Genomic DNA, 17,128 nt, shown 5'->3' with positions numbered 1-17,128 from the left:
CGACGTTGTCGCCGAACGTCGATTTCAGAGCTCCCACCTGCGAAAAGGGCGCTGTCGAACGGTCCGTCCCAGCACGGGGATTCATCCCGGCATCGGCGTCACTCAAACCGCGGACGTGAGCGCCGATTGAACGATGTCGCGGCAGCGCCCCCACGACTCGGGGACGAGGTGACCGTAGATGTCCACGGTGGTCTTGACCGATCTGTGGCCGAGCCAGCGCGAGACCTCGTGGATCGGGATGCCGGCTGCCAGCGCGGTCGAGGCGAAGAAGTGCCTCAACGAGTGTGGGTGGTACTTCGGCTTGCCCTCTGCGTCTACCAGCCCGGCCGCCACGCACGCCTTCTTAGAATAGTGCACGTAGGTGTTTGCAGTGGGCATCGTCCCCTTGCCGCGATCGCGGGGTGTGAAGAAGACCTCGACCTGCCTGGTCTTCCCTGCCCTGTTCTGGAAGGTGAGCGGGACCGGCTTCAACAACTCCTCGTGGGCCTCAATCTCAGCGCAGAGAAGACCTGCGGCGGGAACGTCCCGGTACTCACCCTCCTCACGGAGCTTCAGGGGGACAAGCCGTATCTTGCAGTCCAAGCGGTATGCCCTTCGGCCGACCCGCCAACGGATGCGGATCGTGCCATTCCTACTGAGATTGAACTCGGGACCGTCCGGTTGCAGGCGCTTGGCGCCTGCCCTCGAGAGACGACTGCTTTCGGGTACCCGTGCTGCCCCGGCCGGCCTCCCCAACCAGCCGGGGTCTCGCTTGGTTGGAGCTTCTCAGCCGACGATGGCGACAGGAGCGTCCCAGGCGTTGCGGTCGACTGTGATGGTGTAACCGCCCCGCGTTTCCTTGCTATTTACCATGTACTGATGGCCGCGGCTGTGGTCGGTGTACTGAGCGGGGTTCCACGGCCAGTCGGTGGTGGTCGTGTTCCTTTTATCCCACAGCGCGTACCAGAGGTTGCCTGGCAGGTCCGTCTTGTTCGGGGCGGTGGCAATGGCCTTGGCACTGGAGCTGCTGAAGCCGTAGAGGCCGCCACGGTAGGTTGCGTTCCGCAGCGTTTTGGTGAAGGAGCGCACGTAGGTGAGGGTGGCGTCGTTGCACGCCTTGTCGGTGATGTCGTACGACTCCATATTCAGGTAGATCGGGCTGCCGGCATTCATCCCGAGGGCTGATGCCTTGGCCACCGCGTCCTTCGCGTTACTCGCACCGAGGGAGGCTGCCGTGGAAGCGGTGAATCTTTCCGGGTTTACGCTCTTCTGGCAGGGCGGCTGCGCGCCGACGTAGAGCGGTATGAGCTTCCAGCCGGTGGAGTTGACCGACTTCACCCAGGACTTGGTCAGGTTGGGCTGGGCGCAGCCACGGTTCTTGCCGCCGATGTAGACAGCGGCGGCGCCGTAAAACTTCGTGTTCCACGCTTTCATCGCTGCGAGCGAGGGCGCAGTGCACGCATCGAACGCTCGACCGGTGTAGGTCTTCTGCGCAGGCCAAGCGGTGGCCGCCATGGACGTCTGTGCTGCGATTCCTGCACCCGCAGCGACGACGACACCCGTCGTCGCCCAGGCGATGTAGCGACCCTTTTTGGACAGCCGATGACTGGACAATCCCCACCCCATTCGTATGGCAGCCTTCGGCCGCCGTGAGTCCGACGCTCCTGCGAAGGAGAGCTTGCGCTATGCCACAACACGACCGCAGTACGGGTGCAGTGTCTGTGTAGTGGTGCGGTACCTCCGCTTCGGATGCCCGGAGCGGATCGCAGAATAGCCGACGTCCGTATCGTAAAAGTGAGCAGCTTCGCGTGTGCTCGGCCCGGTTGGAGGCTGCACCAACGCTGGCACCGGTCCGTGTGCAATCCGACAGTCATGATTCCGACAAGTGACTTGCCTAACCTCGTTCTTTCGTGACGGTCTGCCGGTTCGATCGGCGGGCCGCTTCGGCTTTTCGGGTCTGTGGTGGGCAGGTTGACGGCCCGGCAGTCACGTCGGGTGGGCGTCGGATTCCACTGCTCCGAGGTGTTCGGCTGCTCGTCAGGACGGGTCGTTGCTGCGGATGCTTGCGGGCACCGCGCCGGTAGCGGTTCACGGATTCGGCGGTGACCCCGAGCTCCGCCGCCACGGCCTTCGCGGTGCCCATCTGCTTGAGCAGGTAGTTGATGCGGTCCTGGAGGGCGCCGGGTCCATCGGCTGCGTACCCGGCGAACCCGGGTTGTGGCCGGACACCCAGTTGCCTGTCTCCTCATCGCGCACCGGGCCGGTCGGCCGGCGCAGCGCGGTCATCAGCTCCAGGCCGGAGACTGCAGTGCTGCCGCGCGGGGTGCTGACGCGCTGGGCGCACCGGCCGGGGCCGGGGCACCGCCGACGTGCCACGGCCGCTCGGCGAGGTCCGGCGGTCCGACCGCAGCTCAATCACAGCGTCCGGAGCCGGACGCGACAGCAGCGTCAGGCCACGCTCCACCGACGCCGTCGACAGCCCCAGGTACGAAGCGATCGTCGCAGCCTTCGCCTGGCACCCTTCCGGCCGTGCACCGAGAGCCTTCACTTTCACGTACACCGACAGCGCGACATCGTCGTAGGCTGCAGACGACACCAGCCGCATCGGCGCCTTCACCCGCTGCCGACGAACCGGCGCACCACCGGTCGACTCCTGTACGGTCGCCGGACCACGTTCGCTGCAGAACTACGGATTCCGATTTCATCCGACCAGGTCAGGCGGCTTGCCGGTACTCGTGGATCACTCCGACGAGCCGGTCTCGGCGGCGTATGTCCGGACGGGAGATTCACCCGAGATCGGTGATCGGTTCGGGGACCGCCCGCAATTCTCGGCGCTGCTGCTTCCGCGCGACCTGTATCGCTTTGGGTTCTGGCGCGTGGCGCCGGTCGGCGTAGGGAGGGACCCGGTGGTTCAGGCGGCTGCCCGGCGCGCTTGCCCAGGCAGGCGTCACGCCCGCGGGCAGGCGAGGGTGTCTCGGCTCGTCAGGTCCGGGCAGTCGCGGACACGGCCTGCCGGGCCGCCCGCTCCACCAGTGAGATGCCGTCGCTCATCGACGCACTGCCGTCCGACAGCACGGCGACGAGGTAGCGGTGTCCGTCCGCAGTGACCCGGCCGACACTGTTGACGTCCCAGAGCCCGGAGGCAGTGCGCTGCAGCCAGCCGTTCTTCAACGCATACTCGGCGCCAGAGGCTTTCGATACACCCCACGCCTGGTCGCTCGCGATACGGCTCATAAGGGTCTGGATGTAGGCCTGGGATTCCTTGTTCAGCGGGGAGTCGGTCTTCGACGTCGCGGCGCTGTCGAACACGGAGAGCAGGAGCCTGATCTGATCACTCGCCGTCGTCCGCGTCAGCCCCCACTTCGTACCGGGACCGCCCTTGGTCGAGGCCAGTCCCAGGCGCTTGTTGGCCGCCTCCAGGCCCGGTGCCCGGCCGATCTCGCGCCACAGGGCGTTCGCCGCCGCATTGTCGCTGTTCCGGATCATCGGTTCGGCTAGCGCGCGTTCCTGGACCGTGAGATGCCGGCCCGCGTCCTGTGCCTGCAGCAGCAGCGCCGCGAGAATGTCGACCTTGATGATGCTGGCGGTGTCGTAAGGGGCATCCTCGCCATACAGCAAAGGCTTCCGGCTCCCGCCGTCCAGGCTGAGCACCGCCGCCGTCACACGCGGCTTGCTCTGAGGCTGCACCGCGGCGTCAACGCCAGCCGTGGCACGGGTCTGCTCCGACGGCGCGGGCGCGGCGACAGCGGGCGCCGCGTGCACCGCGGCGAAGGAGAAGAGGGATGTCATCGAAGCCAGAAGCACACCGGCGCAAGCGCCGGCACGGCTGCCTCGGTGCCTGGCTGAGGTCTTCGAATGAGATATGGAATGCGAGTAGGGCATGGTCGGACAGGCCTCCGCAATGGGTCGCTAAAATGGAATTGCATGGCGAAAGTAGATGAAATATGTGCAAGGTGAAGTAACCCTCATCACTCATGTCCCGTTTCGACACGAATTGTGATGAGACCCACAGGCGGTGCGGCATCGAGCACACCTTCAGAATGATCAAGCAGACGCTCGGCTGGACCGCGCCACTTGTCCGCTACCCCGCCACGGCCGGCCCGTGGACCTGGCTGATCGTCACCGCACACACCCAGCTCCGCCCGACCACTCGCCGAGGACCTACGCCACCCCCTTGCAGGGGTCCGGCCAAGGTGAGGCCAAAAGCCACAACGGCTCCGCCCTGAGTTACGAGGTACTGCTCTCGAGCTGGCGCTGAACTCGGAAGGCGCGAAGTTCACGCAGGTCTGGGATGTGGTTGTAGAGGGTGCCGGCGGAGACGCCAAGGAGTTTCGCGATGGACTCGATGCTGTTCTCCGGGTTGGGCAGCATGTCGCGGGCCGCGCGCAAGAGCTGGCTCGCGGACCGGCAGGGCCGAAGCGACGGGCTGCAGGGGCTGTCCGTCGACGGGAAGTCGCTGCGGGGTGCGGCCCGAGCCAACGGACGGAGGATCCACCTCCTGGCCGCCTGCCACCACGCCGACGGGCTGGTCCTCGCGGAGATGGACGTCGGTGAGAAGACCAACGAGATCACGCGTTTCCAGCCCCTCCTGGACACGCTGCCCGACCTGTCCAGCACCGTCGTGACCAGCGATGCCATGCACACCCAGTACGACCACGCCACCTATCTGCGCGGGCGGGACGCCCACCACATCGTGATCGTGAAGCGCAACACGAAGAGGCTCTGCAAGCAGTTGAAGTCCCTTCCCTGGAAGCAGATACCGCTCCAGGACCGGACACGCACGACTGGTCACGGACGCTCCGAGACCCGCAGGCTGAAGGTCTGCACGGTCAACAACCTGCTCTTCCCCGGCGCCCGTCAGGCCGCCCAGATCGTCCGGCGCCGTGTCCACTGCACGACGGAGAAGATCAGCCTCAAGACCGTCTACGCGGTCACCAGCCTCGCCGCGCAGCAGGCCCCACCCGCCCAGCTTGCCCAACTGGCCTGCGGGCACTGGACGATCGAGGCCCTGCATCACGTCAGAGATGTCACCTTCACCGAGGACGCCTCCCAGTTGCGGACCGGGATCGCACCCCGAGCGATGGCGACCTCCAGAAACCTGCGGTCGGAGCCCTCCGCCTCGCCGACGTCCGCAACATCGCCGCCGGACAGCCCGGGACCAAACCCGCGCCCTCGCCCTTCTCGGCCTCGCATGATCAAAAAGGACGAGGCCCGACTACACCGAAGCCCTGCCCCGTCCAGGTCCACAATCACCTGCCCTGCGGCGTCCGGGGCTGCGTTCTTGGCCATGCTCCAGACGTGCTCGCGCGCTTCGGCCCGCGCGGCCCGTGTCGCGGTATGGGCCTTCGGCCCGGCCGTGGCGCGGGTGTCGATGAGGCGGGAAACGGTCGGGTCGGAGGCTACCGGTCCGAACACGGCCGGCTCAGCCCACAACATCCCGACATCCGCGAGGCAGTCCCCGCCGAGCGCGACCGCCAGTGCCACATCCAGCAGGATCTTCCCCGGATCGTGCACCGCCCGAGGGCGTTGCCATGGTGCCAGCGCCGCCGATATCACCTGGTCCAGCCCGGCTTTGCGGACCGTCTCGACCAGCAGCACGGCGCCGGCCTGGGACACCACCCCGCGGCCACCGCCCTCGATGCGGACACGCGGTACGACCCGATACTCTTCTTCACCTGGGAAGTGCCTCCGGCTGTGGCAGGAACAAGGACCTCGACAATCCTCATTCTTGCTGGTCAGAGGCGCTTTTCGCTTACCTGACCACCCGTCGGACAGCCCGCTTCGTGAAAGCGCGAGGCTAACCTGCGGCTGAGCGTCCGCATCTGAGGCAACCCTCTGGTCACGGGTGAGATGATCTTGTTGTGGCTGGTGTTCTCACGGCATCGGAGCCGTCCTGGATAGCCCCGTTCACCGGGCTGAGCCCGCGGCAGTTCGACCAGCTGGTGTCGGTTCTGCGGGGCGAGGGTGCGGATGCGGTCCGCAGGGGTCGGCCCTGGGGTCTGCCGCTGGAGGACCGGGCGCTGCTGGTCGCAGCGTACTGGCGCACGAACCTGATCATGCGCCAACTGGCGTTGTTGTTCGGGGCAACCCTCTGACCTGCGGAAACGTAGGGTGGAGGGGCATGCGGTCGCGCACGTTCACCGCTTCTGGGGCGGTCGACCAGGGCAGCGGAAAACGCGATCCTGTCTGTATTCCCCGCGCTCGCAGCCTTCCTGCTCGCCCAGCCGTGATCAGTTTTGCTGTGAACGACCCAGTTCGGACAGATCGCTGTAGAGGCGGTTCAGCGCGTACGCGCCCAGGCCGAGGCCCTGGTCGATTCGGCGTCGTGCGGCTGGGTTTCGGTAGTGGGGTTCTAGCAGCAGGAAGAAGTCCTCTGCGTGTTGTTCGTCGATCTCGGAGTGGAGTCCGTAGTGCATCAGGTCGGCTTGAGCGACCCAACCGCGGTTCACAATCGCGTTGCCCGTGATGGCCGATACCGAGGCGAATGCGTACTCGATCGCGCCCATGCAGCCAATTCCTACCTGCGGGTCCTCCCACGTACACACCGCACTGAGAACGCTGTTGTACGCGTGGACGGCCGGCATCATCTTCAGGCCGTTCAGCTGTGCGGTGTCGCTGCCGATACTGGCCAGAAATCGGCGGAAGGTCTCGTGATGGAATTCCTGAGGGCGGAATCCGCCGTGTTCTTCCACGACATTGCCCAGGATTCCGATGCGGTCCGCGGGGTGCTCGATCCGCGACACCAGCGCGGCCATCGGGCGGGCGAAGTAGGTGACGGCGAAACCGAGTTGCTCCTGGCTTGTGCGGAAGCTCTCCAACGACATGCTTCCGTCTACCAGCGTTCGGAAGTACGGATTGGTCAGGACGCCGGTCTCGGCCACCAAGTGCTTGGCGTGCGCTGTCACCAGTGGGGCCTTGGTTGTCCGCAGATGGGTGGTCACGGTCGTTTCTCCTGGCGTGTCGTTTGAGCGCGGCTCGATGCGGGACCGGCGGAGCCCCTCTGATCGCCGGTGCCGAGTGGAATCAGCGTCCGACGGCGAGAGGCTCTGGACGAGAGGACACTGTCCGGTTCTGTCGGCTCAGGAACGCAAGGCTCCCAGGAGGCGGTGACCTCGGTCGTTCGGATCAGTACTGCTGTGGAACACGCGAATGGCCGCTCTCAACTCGTCAGTTGAGATGGAGCCGGAGCTGTCGGCGTCGATGTCGGCGAACGACACGTCGATGTCTTCGTCGCTCAGCGCGAAAGAGGACTGGAAAAGGCGCTTGAACTCGGACTTGTCGAGTTCGCCGTCTCCGTCGACGTCGGCGGTGGCCACGAAGACCTTGGCGGACGGCGTGACAATCCGCGCGTAATCATCCGGCTTGTCCCCAAGGCTGACAAACCCGGTCAGGAATTCGTCGCGTGATACGACGCCGTCCCCGTCTGCGTCCATGGGGACAAACAATCTCTTCCAGTACTCCAGAAGGGATCTCTGCAGCGCGTCGGCGGGGGCGGTTCCTGGCGTGAGCTTGAATTCCCGCGTCGTGCGGCCCGCCCAGGCGTACACATCGGTTTCGCTGACCCACCCGTCGCGCTCGTGATGGAACACGTTGTAGTAATGCTGGGCCTTGCTGTGGATAATGGATTTTTCCGGCACGCGAAGACCTCGAACTTCCCTGAGCGGTGGGCGAAACAATTGCCCGCCGCGACCCGGACCACGAGCAATTACTCGTGAGCTCAGACTGGCAGCGTTTCCCTTCCCGGGCGCCGGTACGAAAGCTTCACCACTCATTCGAGTGAGTAATTCGACTTGGCAGTTTCAGCCCGGTTCAAGGGCGCAGGGCTTCGGCGTAGTTGCGTGACGCCGGGTTTGTGCTCATCCGAGACCGAGGAGCGCGAGGGGGCGACGGGGGTCGCGGGCGTTGTGACGGAGGCTGGCCGCGATGTCACCCCGGCTGTCAGGAGGGCTCCGATGGCGAGGTTGCGCCAGGTGGCCATCGCGCGGGGCGCATTGCCGGTCCGCAGCTGTGAGGCGTCCTCGGCGAAGGTGGTGTCGCGGACGTGGTGCAGGGCCTCGGAAAGACGGTCAAACGCGCCGAGTCGATCAAGGAACATCAAGCCGGCCAGGGATAGACGCCAAGCTGAGACGGGCGATGTTGTGCGGGGTTGGTCGTTCGCGCGAAGGGGCGCGGCGATCCCAGACTGTCGCGGGCTCGGTATGGCCGGACGACAAGCGCAGCATCGCCAACCTCGCCCCGCGCACCACCGACCAACTCGCCGACCTGATCCGATCCCGACTCCGCTGTCGATCCACCGCTTATACCAACAGTATTGACCTTAATGGTGTCCAGCCGGTTGGATCATGACGACTGCGGAGAATCCGCTGCACACGCCGTCAATACCATGGAGAACAGCGAAGATGATGGACACGATCGTCGTCGGCGCGGGAATCGCCGGCCTCACGGCGGCACGCCTGCTTCGCGCTGCAGGGCAGCGTGTCGTCGTGCTCGAGGCGCGAGACCGCGTTGGTGGGCGGATGTGGACGGACCGGACGGCGGGGTTCTGCGTCGATCGTGGCGCCTCGTGGATTCACGGTGTCACCAACAACCCGCTCGCCGAACTCGTTTCCGCGCTCGGGATCGACACCTACGAGTTCACGGTGGGGAGTTTTCAGGCCGGTGGTCGGCCGATCGCCAACTATGACGAGTCTTCGTGCCTGCTGGGCGATGACGCGGCACGAGAGTGGACCGTCGACGTCGACGCGGCGGACGGCCTTTTGCAGCTGGCTGCCGCGTCGATGGGCCACGATGAGAGTTACGCCGCCGCGGCCGAGCGGGCCCTTGCCGCGACCGGCTGGGAACCCGGGCGAGTCGAGCGGGTCCGCGCGTTCTACCGCCATCGCACCGAGGAGCAGTGCGGTGCGGAGGTCGAGCAGGTCGCCGCTCACGGACTCGACGAGGACACCATCGACGGTGACGAAGTGGTCTTCCCTGGTGGCTACGACGAGATCCCCCGGAGGCTGGCCGACGGGCTCGACGTGCGCCTTGGAACCGCCGTGACCGCCATCACCAGGTCGGCTGCGGGAGTGCGGGTCGACACGCGCGAGGAGTCCTTCCAGGCCGCCCAGGTGATTGTCACGGTGCCGTTGGGCGTGCTCAAAGCCGGGGCGATCCGGTTCACGCCCGCCCTGCCCGAGGCCGTCGCGGGACCGATCGACCGGCTGGGAATGGGCGTGTTCAACAAGGTCTTCCTGCAGTTCCCGGACCGGTTCTGGCAGGACGGCGTCTCCGTGATCCGGCAGCACGGCCAGGCCGGTGTCCCCTGGCACTCCTGGTACGACATCTCCGCGGTGAGCGGCAAGCCGATGCTGCTGACCTTCGCCGGCGGTGCTTGGGGCCGGGAAATCGAGCAGATGACCGATGAAGAGGTGGTCGCGTCGGTGCTCCGGCCCCTGCGCAACATCTACGGCGACCGCGTTCCCGAGCCCGCCGCCCACTGGATCACGCGCTGGGGCATGGACCCGCTCGCCCTCGGCTCGTACTCCTACATCGCCGTCGGCTCCTCCCACGAGGATCACGAAGCGCTGGCGGGCCCGGTTGACGGCGTTGTCCACTTCGCGGGAGAAGCAACCTGGGGAGCCGCCCCGGCCTGCGTCGACGGGGCGCTGCAGTCAGGGCACCGCGCGGCCGAACGGATCCTCGGGTCACCGGTCTCCCTAGCTGTACTGACTCGTGAGGTTGGAGACGCGGCCGGGCGGTGGTGAGCCTTTCGGTGCGGTGTGCCCGCGGTGGCGATTTCAGGTGTGTAGCCATCCCGGGAAGCGTCGCGTCGTTCGGCTTCGCTGCGGTAGGGCAGGGTCTTTGCAGCGGTTCGAAGTGGCCCACTCCATGACGACTCTCGCGGCCCAGCCGTGTCAGCAGCTTGTGATGTGTTGCACCATGACGGCTTGAAGTGATCCACCCAGACAAGAACTTCATATGTGCTTTCACCAGGAGCAAGAGCAGCAGCTGCAGCGCAAAGTATCGATGGCCGCCGCCGCTCGCGCCCTGCCCGCCGGGATGGACATGCCGGGGCACGGCAGGCGGGTCAAGCCGGTGCCGACCGGCCTGGCCGACTGGGCGGGCGTGGCGAGCGCGCTGGGCCGCACCGGCAACATGCTGCGCGGAACGACCTACCACACGGGCTTCCCCCGGCAGGACCTTCACGTGGTCTCCGACGGCGTCGTCGTCACAGCGGGGCTCGCGCTGGGCACGCATGTGGCCTTCGTCCGGTATGCCGACGGCAGCACGATGCTGATGGGCGACGTGGTGGTCACCGAGAACGAACTGCAGTCGGTGACCGACGCCTGGCAGGCACACGGAATCGAGCAGACCGCGCTCCACAAACACCTGCTCGCCCAGACCCCCGACATCTGCTGGACCCACGTCCACGCACACGGCAACGACGCGGTGGCCATGGCCCGCGGACTGCGCGCCGGATTCGACCGCACCGGGACCCCGCCCGCCCTGCCGCCGGGCCCGCCGACCCCGGTCGACCTGGACATCGCCGCAATGGAGGCGGTGCTCGGCGCCAAGGGTTCCATCGAGGACGGGCTCTACAAGATCGTCTTCCTCCGCCGGGAGACCATCGCGGACGGTCATCTGATCCTGCCGCCCGGCCTGGGATCGACCAGCGCGTTCAACTTCCAGCCACTGGGCGGCGGCCGGGCCGCGCTCAGCGGCGACTGCGTCATGCTCACCGATGAGGTCCAGAACGTACTGAAGGCATTGCGGCGCGGCGGGATCAAGCTCGTCGAGCTGCACAACCATCACCTGGCGGAGGATCCCCGCCTCTTCTTCACCCACTTCTGGGGCCGTGGGCGACGGCGTCGAGCTTGCCCGGGCGGTGCGCCCCGCGGTGGACGCCACCGACGTCGTGCCTCCCGGCTGAGCCGGCCGCCCAATCCGACCCCGGCGAACGCGCCGTACCCGCCGTACCGACCGGGCGGGGTCGCTGGACCGATTGCGCCGGTCCAGCGACCCCGGCCGTCGAATCCGCTCTGCATATGGACCAATCGGCCCGGAGCGGCGCGTGCCCGTGCGGGTGACCGGGCACCCATGTCCTGTCCAGCCCGCGGATTCCTCGAACCACCCGTCAGATACACCTCTGGAGCTCCGTATGGAACCAGTCTCCGGCGCACGGCACTGCCCGTTCGACTATGCCGAGGCCCTCGAATTCGACCCGGTGCTCAGGCACTTGATGACCGAAGAACCCGTCTCACGCATCCGGCTGCCGCACGGCGACGGCGAGGCATGGCTCGTCACCGGCTACGACGACGTGCGCACGGTGACCACCGACCGGCGTTTCAGCCGGAGAGCCATCATCGGCCGGAACTTCCCGCGCATGACCCCTGAGCCGATCGTTCAGGACGAAGCGATCAATGTGATGGACCCGCCGGGCAGCAGCCGCCTGCGCAGCCTGATCTCCAAGGGCTTCGCGCCTCGTCACATGGAACGCATGAAGGTGCGTACCCAGCATGTCGTGGACGAGTTGCTGGACCGGATGGAGGAGCACGGCACCCCCGCCGATCTCTTCGAGCATCTGGCGGCCCCGCTGCCCCTGACCACCATCTGCGAGGTCCTCGACATTCCCGAGGCCGACCGCGCACAGTTGCGCGCCCACGCCCGGACCATGATGGACACGACCGTCGAGAACCGGGACGACGCGGTGCGGGCCAAGGCCGGTCTCCGCGCCTACTTCCAGAAGCTGACGGCGCAGCGGCGCGAGAACCCGGGCGACGACCTGATCAGCGCGCTGGCCACGGCTCGCGACGGGGACGAGATCCTCAATGACCAGGAACTGACCGTGATGGCCATGGTGCTGCTCATCACGGGCCAGGACACCACCACGTACGAGATCGGGAACATCGCCTACACGCTGCTCACCAGGCCCGACGAGCTCGCGATGCTGCGCGCCCGCCCCGACATGCTCCCACAGGCCATCGAGGAGCTACTGCGCTTCATTCCCTTCCGCAAGGGTGTCGGCATCCCACGTGTCGCCACCGAGGACGTGGAACTGAGCGGCGTGGCGATCCGGGCGGGGGACATCGTGCACGTCTCCTATCTGACGGCCAACCGCGACAGCCGGAAGTTCGACCGGCCCGACGAGCTGGATCTGGAGCGCGAGGGAACGTCCCATATGACCTTCGGCTGGGGCGGCCATCACTGTCTGGGTGCCCCGCTCGCGGCCACGGAGCTCCAGGTCGCCATCGGAACTCTGCTGGAGCGCTTCCCCGCTCTGAAGCTGGCGACGCCGGCCGAGGAAGTGCGCTGGAACAAGACCTCGATCTGGCGCTATCCCCTCAAGCTGCCTGTCGCCTGGTGAACAGGGGCGGTCCGGCAACGCACCGGGCCTCTGCGCACGGAAAGTGACTGTCACTGATGATGCGTCGCACCAGGGCGCCCGGCAACCCGGAACGATTCCGGGCCGCCGGGCGCCTTGCTGCGCGCTGTGCGCCTTGCCGCGTCGCGCTGCACGCCGGGCGTCGGCTCGACATGCGGCCCCGATCCACCTGCCGTAGCGTGATCCCGAAGGCCACCCACCCGAGCCGTGGCGGATCGGCATCCGCCCACGAACGGCTAGAACTCAGTCTTCGACGGTCGGCCCGTCCGCGCCCGTATCTGGGGTACCGAACCCGGCGCGGGAATCCACCAGAGCTCAGTTGCGCGCGGCACCGCACGTGCGGAGCCGTGGTGGCCACTCCCGCGTCGGTGAACACCCCGTAACCGTTGCGGGCCCGGCGGTGCGGACCAAACGTCCGCTAGGAGGAGTTCCATGGCGGTTCTCTGCAAGCCGGCAATCGAGGTTCCCGAGTACATCATCACCAACGAGGAAACCCTGGAACTGGCTCAACGGTTGCACGGCGACCATCCGCAGATCGACCTGGTCCTTCGTCTGATCGAACATACTGGGGTACAGAAACGGCATCTGATCCAACCGATCGAGAAGGTGCTGCAGCACCCTGGCTTCGACGCCCGCAGCATCACCTACGAACAGCAGACCAAGGCCAGGGTGCCGGCGGTGGTGCGCCAAGCACTCGATCAGGCCCAACTGGAGCCGCAGCAGATCGACTTGATCATCTATGTCTCCTGCACCGGCTTCATGATGCCTCCCCCGACCGCGTGGCTCATCGGCGAGATGGGCTTCCGGCCGCAGACGCGACAGATGCCGATCGCCCAACTCGGCTGTGCGGCGGGCGGCGCAGCCGTCAACCGGGCCCACGACTTCTGCAGGGCGTACCCCGAGGCCAACGTGCTGATCGTCGCCTGCGAGTTCTGCTCGCTGTGCTACCAGCCCACCGACCTGGGTGTCGGATCCCTGCTGTCCAACGGCCTGTTCGGCGACGGAATAGCCGCCGTCGCGGTCCGGGGCCACGGTGGCACCGGAGTCCGCCTGGAACGCAACGGCTCGTACATCATCCCGGACACCGAGGACTGGATCTCCTACGCGGTCCGGTCCACCGGATTCCACTTCCAGCTCGACAAGCGTGTGCCCGGAACCATGGAGCCCCTCGCCCCGGCCCTCAGCGACGTCGCGGAGGAGCACCAGTGGAACGCCGGCAAGATGGACTTCTACATCATCCACGCGGGCGGCCCGCGCATCCTGGACGACCTGAGCCGCTTCCTCGACGTGCCGCCGGAAGCGTTCCGCTTCAGCCGCGCCACGCTCACCGAGTACGGCAACATAGCCAGCGCGGTGGTGCTCGACGCCCTTGGCCGCATGTTCGACGAGGCTTCGGCCCTCGACGGCCACCGCGGCCTGACAGCGGGCTTCGGCCCCGGCATCACCGCCGAGATCTCCCTGGGCACCTGGACGACGGACTCCGATTAGGTTTCAGCCCGTCCGGCGTCTGAGGACCGGGGTCCGGGGCAGAGGGACCTTGACCCAAGGCCGGGTAGTTAGTGTTTTCGCTGGTCACGCAAGGGGTTCGGGATCTGTGTGATGGCCGCGTAGCGGCCCGTGCGGACTCTCTTGATCTTTCCTCTCTCGGTCCAGCGGGCAAGTTGGCGATAGGTGGAGACGAGGGTGACGTCGCCGAGGAGCACGGCGATCTCCCTTGAGCGCCATAGTCGTTCGGGCTCCGCCTGCAGGATGGTCAGGACACGTGCCATGCGATTGCCGGTGTTTTCCCGGTCGGTCGTCGCGGGCAGTGCGGGCTGCGGCAGCGGGGGCGGCAGGAGAGTGATCGTCGTCGAGTTCACGACCTTGCTATTGTCGGGCCGGCCGTCCAATTTCCTTTCCGCATAACGGGAGATGGGTGACTTCACCTTGCGGGTGCTGACGCGGCTTCGCCGTGCGGGCGACAGCGTCGACAGGACTCGCCAGCCGATCTCCCCGATGCCCTGCTCGAAGACTCCTTCCGCGCATACCAGCAGGTCGCGAGCGGTTTGGAGGGCGATAGTGAAGCCGCATCGGTCGGGATCGGTGCCCGGCCGGGACTCCGCCGCCTCGACCATGGTGCGGCGCAGAAGCTGGTAGAGGGTGAGCAAGGCCCACGTCTCCTGCTCGACGCCGACCGGATCATGCGAGCGCAGGCTCCGTGCATGCAGGATGGTGTGGCGGAGCGCGTAGTAGGCGCTCTCGTGCTCCCAGCGCTCGTGATACAGGTGCACGAGGCGGTCGGCGGGGTAGCGACGGGCGTCCATCAGTGTGGTTGCCAGGCGGTAGGAACCCTCGAAGGCGCTGCCGTCCGTGCAGAGGACGCTTACCCGGGCCTCGATGATGCGTACCGGGACGCCGCCGATGACCGAGAGGTAGGAGGAGTCGGTGAGCACCTTCAGAACCGGTGGGCGGCGGCGCTGGTTGATGCGGCCCAGGACCTGCGCGCCGGTGGAGTGCACGGCGGCGAGGAAGTCGTTGCCGTCGAAGCCCCGGTCCCACAACACCGGCATCTCGGGGCCCAGATGGTGCAACAGCCTGGTGGCGTAGGAGGTTTCGCCCTCCCGGGTGGGGCCGAAGACCGCTCCGATCACGGCCCGGGTGCCGGTCTCGACCAGCGTCATCAGCTCGACCTGGGGATAGCCGCCGTGCGCGCACCGCCCCAGCCAGCCGCGGTTGCGCTCACTGTCGGGCACTTTGATCGAGCTGCAACCGTCGAACGACACCGTCCGGTACGGGCCGAACCGTACCCCGGTGTGGTCGGCTGGGCCAACGGCCCGGCCAGCACCTCGAACAACGCCCGCACCGGCGCGCTGCCGACTCTGCGGCGCAGATCACGTAGCGCTTTCGTGCTCGGGCAGACGACCGGCATCCCCGACAGACCTGCGGTCAGTTTGTCCCAGACCAGCCGGTAGCCGACCTCGGGGAACAGGCACATCGCCACGAGGAAATAGACGCCGACCCGCGAGGGCAGATCACGCAGCCGCCGCTGCACGGTCCCGGTCTCGGACAAGACCGCGTCGACCAGCTCGAACGGCATGACCGGCGTCAGCTCCCCCAGATGTCCAGGAGCGAACCGGCCCGCGGCCACAGTCACCGTACGGGTGATGGCCGCCAGCGCCGACGGCGAGACACAGTGAACAGGCAACGGAGCTCCTTGCGGGACAAGCTGTCTTGGACGACTGCCTGTACCAACGAGCTCCGTTGCTTCACGTCGAGGCCCCGTCAACATCCCTTGCGTGACCAGCGAAAGCGCTAACTACCCGGCCTTGGACCTTGACCCCGGATGTTGGACACCGGCTTATGCGGCTGTGGCCGGCGTAGCAATTGGGCTCTGTAATCGGTGTGAGCAGTCGCGCCGTTGAGGCTGCCGCGGCACCGCTCGGCCGCCGCCAGGGCGTCGATGACGAGCTCGGCGCGCATGTGGTCGGCGATCGCCCAGCCGGCCATGCGGCGTGAGCACAGGTCGATCACCGTCGCCAGAAAGCAGCATTTGCCATCGCCGACGTTCAAGTACGTGATGTCGCCGACGTACGTGATGTCGCCGACGTACTTGGTGTTCACCGCCGTCGCGGTGAAGTCGCGACCGATCAGGTCTGGCGCCTTGGCCGCGGCCGGGTCAGCGATGGTGGTGCGGTGCCTGAGGCGAAGTCGCAGGCCGGCCAGCCCGATCGGGCGCATGACGCGGGCGATGCGCTTGTGGTTGACGCGCTCGCCGTCCTCGCGGAGTTCGGCGGTAATCCTGGGGACGCCGTAGGTGCCGTCCGAAGCGGTGTGGACAGTGCGTATGCGCCGGGCGAGCCGGTCGTCGGCGGCCTGGCGGGCGGCCCGCGCCGTAACGGCGCTGGTGGTCGTCAACGAACTGGCAGCGGTTCACCAGCGCGTCTCCCCGGCGAAATACCGGGCAGCCTTGCGCAGGATGTCGTGTTCCCCTCCAGCTCGCGGATTCACTCGCGCGCGGCGGCCAGCTCGGCCTGCATCGGGTCCGCGGCCTGGACCGGCGCGGCCGGCCGGGACATCGAGTGAGCATCGGGGCGTCGTCCGTCAGAGCGGTAACCGGCCTCATGGTCAGCACGGCGCGCCGGCTCACGCTGCGCTGAGGCCCGTGCACGCCCGCTCGCCGGTCGGCCAGGACGCAAGGCGTCTGGTCCGCCGCGATCGCGGCGGACCAGACGCCTTGGCCGTCGCAGCCGATACCGCCGGCTCGGCCACCACCAGCCCGCCGGCACGGCGGACATCACTTCACCACAACGTTGTCCCCGGACGATGTCGACGGCGCGGTGGTGGTGTTGCCGTAGTACACCCAGCGCCACGTACCCGTCCTGGAGGCCTTCACGGTTGTCCTGAGATCACCCGAGCCGTTCGCGTACACCTTCTTCACCCTGGTGTACGAGGCGGCACCGGCAGGCTTGAACTGCAGGCTCACCGTGCGGCCTCCGTAGGAGGCGTACTTCCTGGTCTCCCAGTTGGCCCGCGTGACCTTTCCGGTCACGGTGATGGTCCTGCCCTTGGACACCGGTTCGGGCGAGGCGTTGACGGTCAGGCGGGAGTTGCGCTTGACGTAGACCGTCAGGCTCTTGTCGTCGGTGTCACCACCGCCGCCGTTGAAGTGCACCTCGGCCGCTACCTTCCAGGCCCCGGCCTCGCTGTTGCGCATGTCCCACACGCTCGGGTCGAAGTACATCGTCTCTCCGGCATCCCGTCCGCCACAACGCGGCACACGCTAAAGTGGTCCAGACCATCCGTCAATAG

General features: G+C 66.9%; 10 protein-coding genes and 8 pseudogenes. 7 read left to right on the top strand and 11 right to left on the bottom strand.

The window, feature by feature from the left end:
- Positions 1-102 precede the first annotated feature (102 nt).
- The 4 genes and pseudogenes from FHX80_RS36090 to FHX80_RS29180 form a co-directional block, all read right to left on the bottom strand.
- Positions 103-582, bottom strand: coding sequence for a tyrosine-type recombinase/integrase (locus FHX80_RS36090; RefSeq protein WP_244318491.1), 480 nt, complete (start codon positions 580-582; stop codon positions 103-105).
- Positions 583-765: 183 nt separating this feature from the next.
- A complete protein-coding gene (locus FHX80_RS29195) occupies positions 766-1,593 on the bottom strand; it encodes a glycoside hydrolase domain-containing protein (RefSeq protein WP_145766927.1) in 828 nt (275 codons plus the stop codon).
- A gap of 439 nt (positions 1,594-2,032) precedes the next feature.
- Positions 2,033-2,212, bottom strand: a pseudogene (locus tag FHX80_RS36085) (hypothetical protein); the annotation flags it as partial.
- Positions 2,213-2,961: 749 nt separating this feature from the next.
- Complete coding sequence (locus FHX80_RS29180; protein WP_145766926.1) at positions 2,962-3,861, bottom strand: serine hydrolase; 900 nt, start codon at positions 3,859-3,861, stop codon at positions 2,962-2,964.
- A gap of 128 nt (positions 3,862-3,989) precedes the next feature.
- On the opposite strand from FHX80_RS29180, the pseudogene FHX80_RS36665 reads away from it, so the two are divergent.
- Both FHX80_RS36665 and FHX80_RS29165 read left to right on the top strand, forming a co-directional pair.
- A pseudogene (locus FHX80_RS36665) lies at positions 3,990-4,152 on the top strand (NF041680 family putative transposase); the annotation flags it as partial.
- Between the two features lie 163 nt (positions 4,153-4,315).
- A pseudogene (locus FHX80_RS29165) lies at positions 4,316-5,020 on the top strand (ISAs1 family transposase); the annotation flags it as partial.
- 191 nt (positions 5,021-5,211) lie between these two features.
- Here the strand turns inward: FHX80_RS29165 and FHX80_RS29160 are convergent.
- Positions 5,212-5,654 (bottom strand): annotated as a pseudogene (locus tag FHX80_RS29160) (transposase); the annotation flags it as partial.
- Between the two features lie 186 nt (positions 5,655-5,840).
- Between FHX80_RS29160 and FHX80_RS29155 the strand changes: the two are divergent.
- A pseudogene (locus tag FHX80_RS29155) lies at positions 5,841-6,068 on the top strand (transposase family protein); the annotation flags it as partial.
- Positions 6,069-6,209: 141 nt separating this feature from the next.
- Here FHX80_RS29155 and FHX80_RS29150 read toward each other — a convergent pair.
- The gene (locus FHX80_RS29150) at positions 6,210-6,920 is read right to left on the bottom strand and encodes an iron-containing redox enzyme family protein (RefSeq protein WP_145766924.1); all 711 of its coding nucleotides are present in this window, start codon (positions 6,918-6,920) and stop codon (positions 6,210-6,212) included.
- Between the two features lie 138 nt (positions 6,921-7,058).
- Positions 7,059-7,616, bottom strand: coding sequence for an EF-hand domain-containing protein (locus FHX80_RS29145; RefSeq protein ID WP_167523693.1), 558 nt, complete (start codon positions 7,614-7,616; stop codon positions 7,059-7,061).
- A gap of 762 nt (positions 7,617-8,378) precedes the next feature.
- On the opposite strand from FHX80_RS29145, the gene FHX80_RS29135 reads away from it, so the two are divergent.
- From FHX80_RS29135 to FHX80_RS29115, 4 genes and pseudogenes are all read left to right on the top strand, one after another.
- Complete coding sequence (locus FHX80_RS29135) at positions 8,379-9,722, top strand: flavin monoamine oxidase family protein (protein ID WP_280118766.1); 1,344 nt, start codon at positions 8,379-8,381, stop codon at positions 9,720-9,722.
- 214 nt (positions 9,723-9,936) lie between these two features.
- Positions 9,937-10,761: pseudogene (locus FHX80_RS36875) on the top strand (LppY/LpqO family protein); the annotation flags it as partial.
- Positions 10,762-11,116: 355 nt separating this feature from the next.
- Positions 11,117-12,322 carry a cytochrome P450 gene (locus FHX80_RS29120; RefSeq protein ID WP_145766921.1) on the top strand — a complete coding sequence of 402 codons (1,206 nt, stop codon included), beginning with the start codon at positions 11,117-11,119 and terminating at the stop codon, positions 12,320-12,322.
- Between the two features lie 450 nt (positions 12,323-12,772).
- Positions 12,773-13,828 (top strand): type III polyketide synthase, encoded by a 1,056-nt coding sequence (locus tag FHX80_RS29115; protein ID WP_145766920.1) that lies wholly within the window; start codon positions 12,773-12,775, stop codon positions 13,826-13,828.
- A gap of 68 nt (positions 13,829-13,896) precedes the next feature.
- On the opposite strand, the gene FHX80_RS29110 is transcribed toward FHX80_RS29115, so the two are convergent.
- The 4 genes and pseudogenes from FHX80_RS29110 to FHX80_RS29095 all read right to left on the bottom strand — a co-directional run.
- Positions 13,897-15,072, bottom strand: a complete 1,176-nt coding sequence (locus FHX80_RS29110; RefSeq protein WP_167523691.1) for a transposase — start codon at positions 15,070-15,072, stop codon at positions 13,897-13,899.
- Positions 15,000-15,416, bottom strand: a complete 417-nt coding sequence (locus FHX80_RS29105; RefSeq protein ID WP_167523689.1) for a transposase domain-containing protein — start codon at positions 15,414-15,416, stop codon at positions 15,000-15,002. The genes FHX80_RS29110 and FHX80_RS29105 overlap by 73 nt, the downstream gene beginning before the upstream one ends.
- 287 nt (positions 15,417-15,703) lie before the next feature.
- Positions 15,704-16,306, bottom strand: a pseudogene (locus FHX80_RS29100) (IS3 family transposase); the annotation flags it as partial.
- Positions 16,307-16,613: 307 nt separating this feature from the next.
- Positions 16,614-17,075 (bottom strand): annotated as a pseudogene (locus FHX80_RS29095) (hypothetical protein); the annotation flags it as partial.
- Between the last annotated feature and the right edge of the window lie 53 nt (positions 17,076-17,128).

It is taken from the genome of Streptomyces brevispora, assembly GCF_007829885.1.
Classification (GTDB): domain Bacteria; phylum Actinomycetota; class Actinomycetes; order Streptomycetales; family Streptomycetaceae; genus Streptomyces; species Streptomyces brevispora.
Note: the sequence above shows the minus strand (reverse complement) of the source record. Positions and strands in the feature narration are given on the sequence as shown.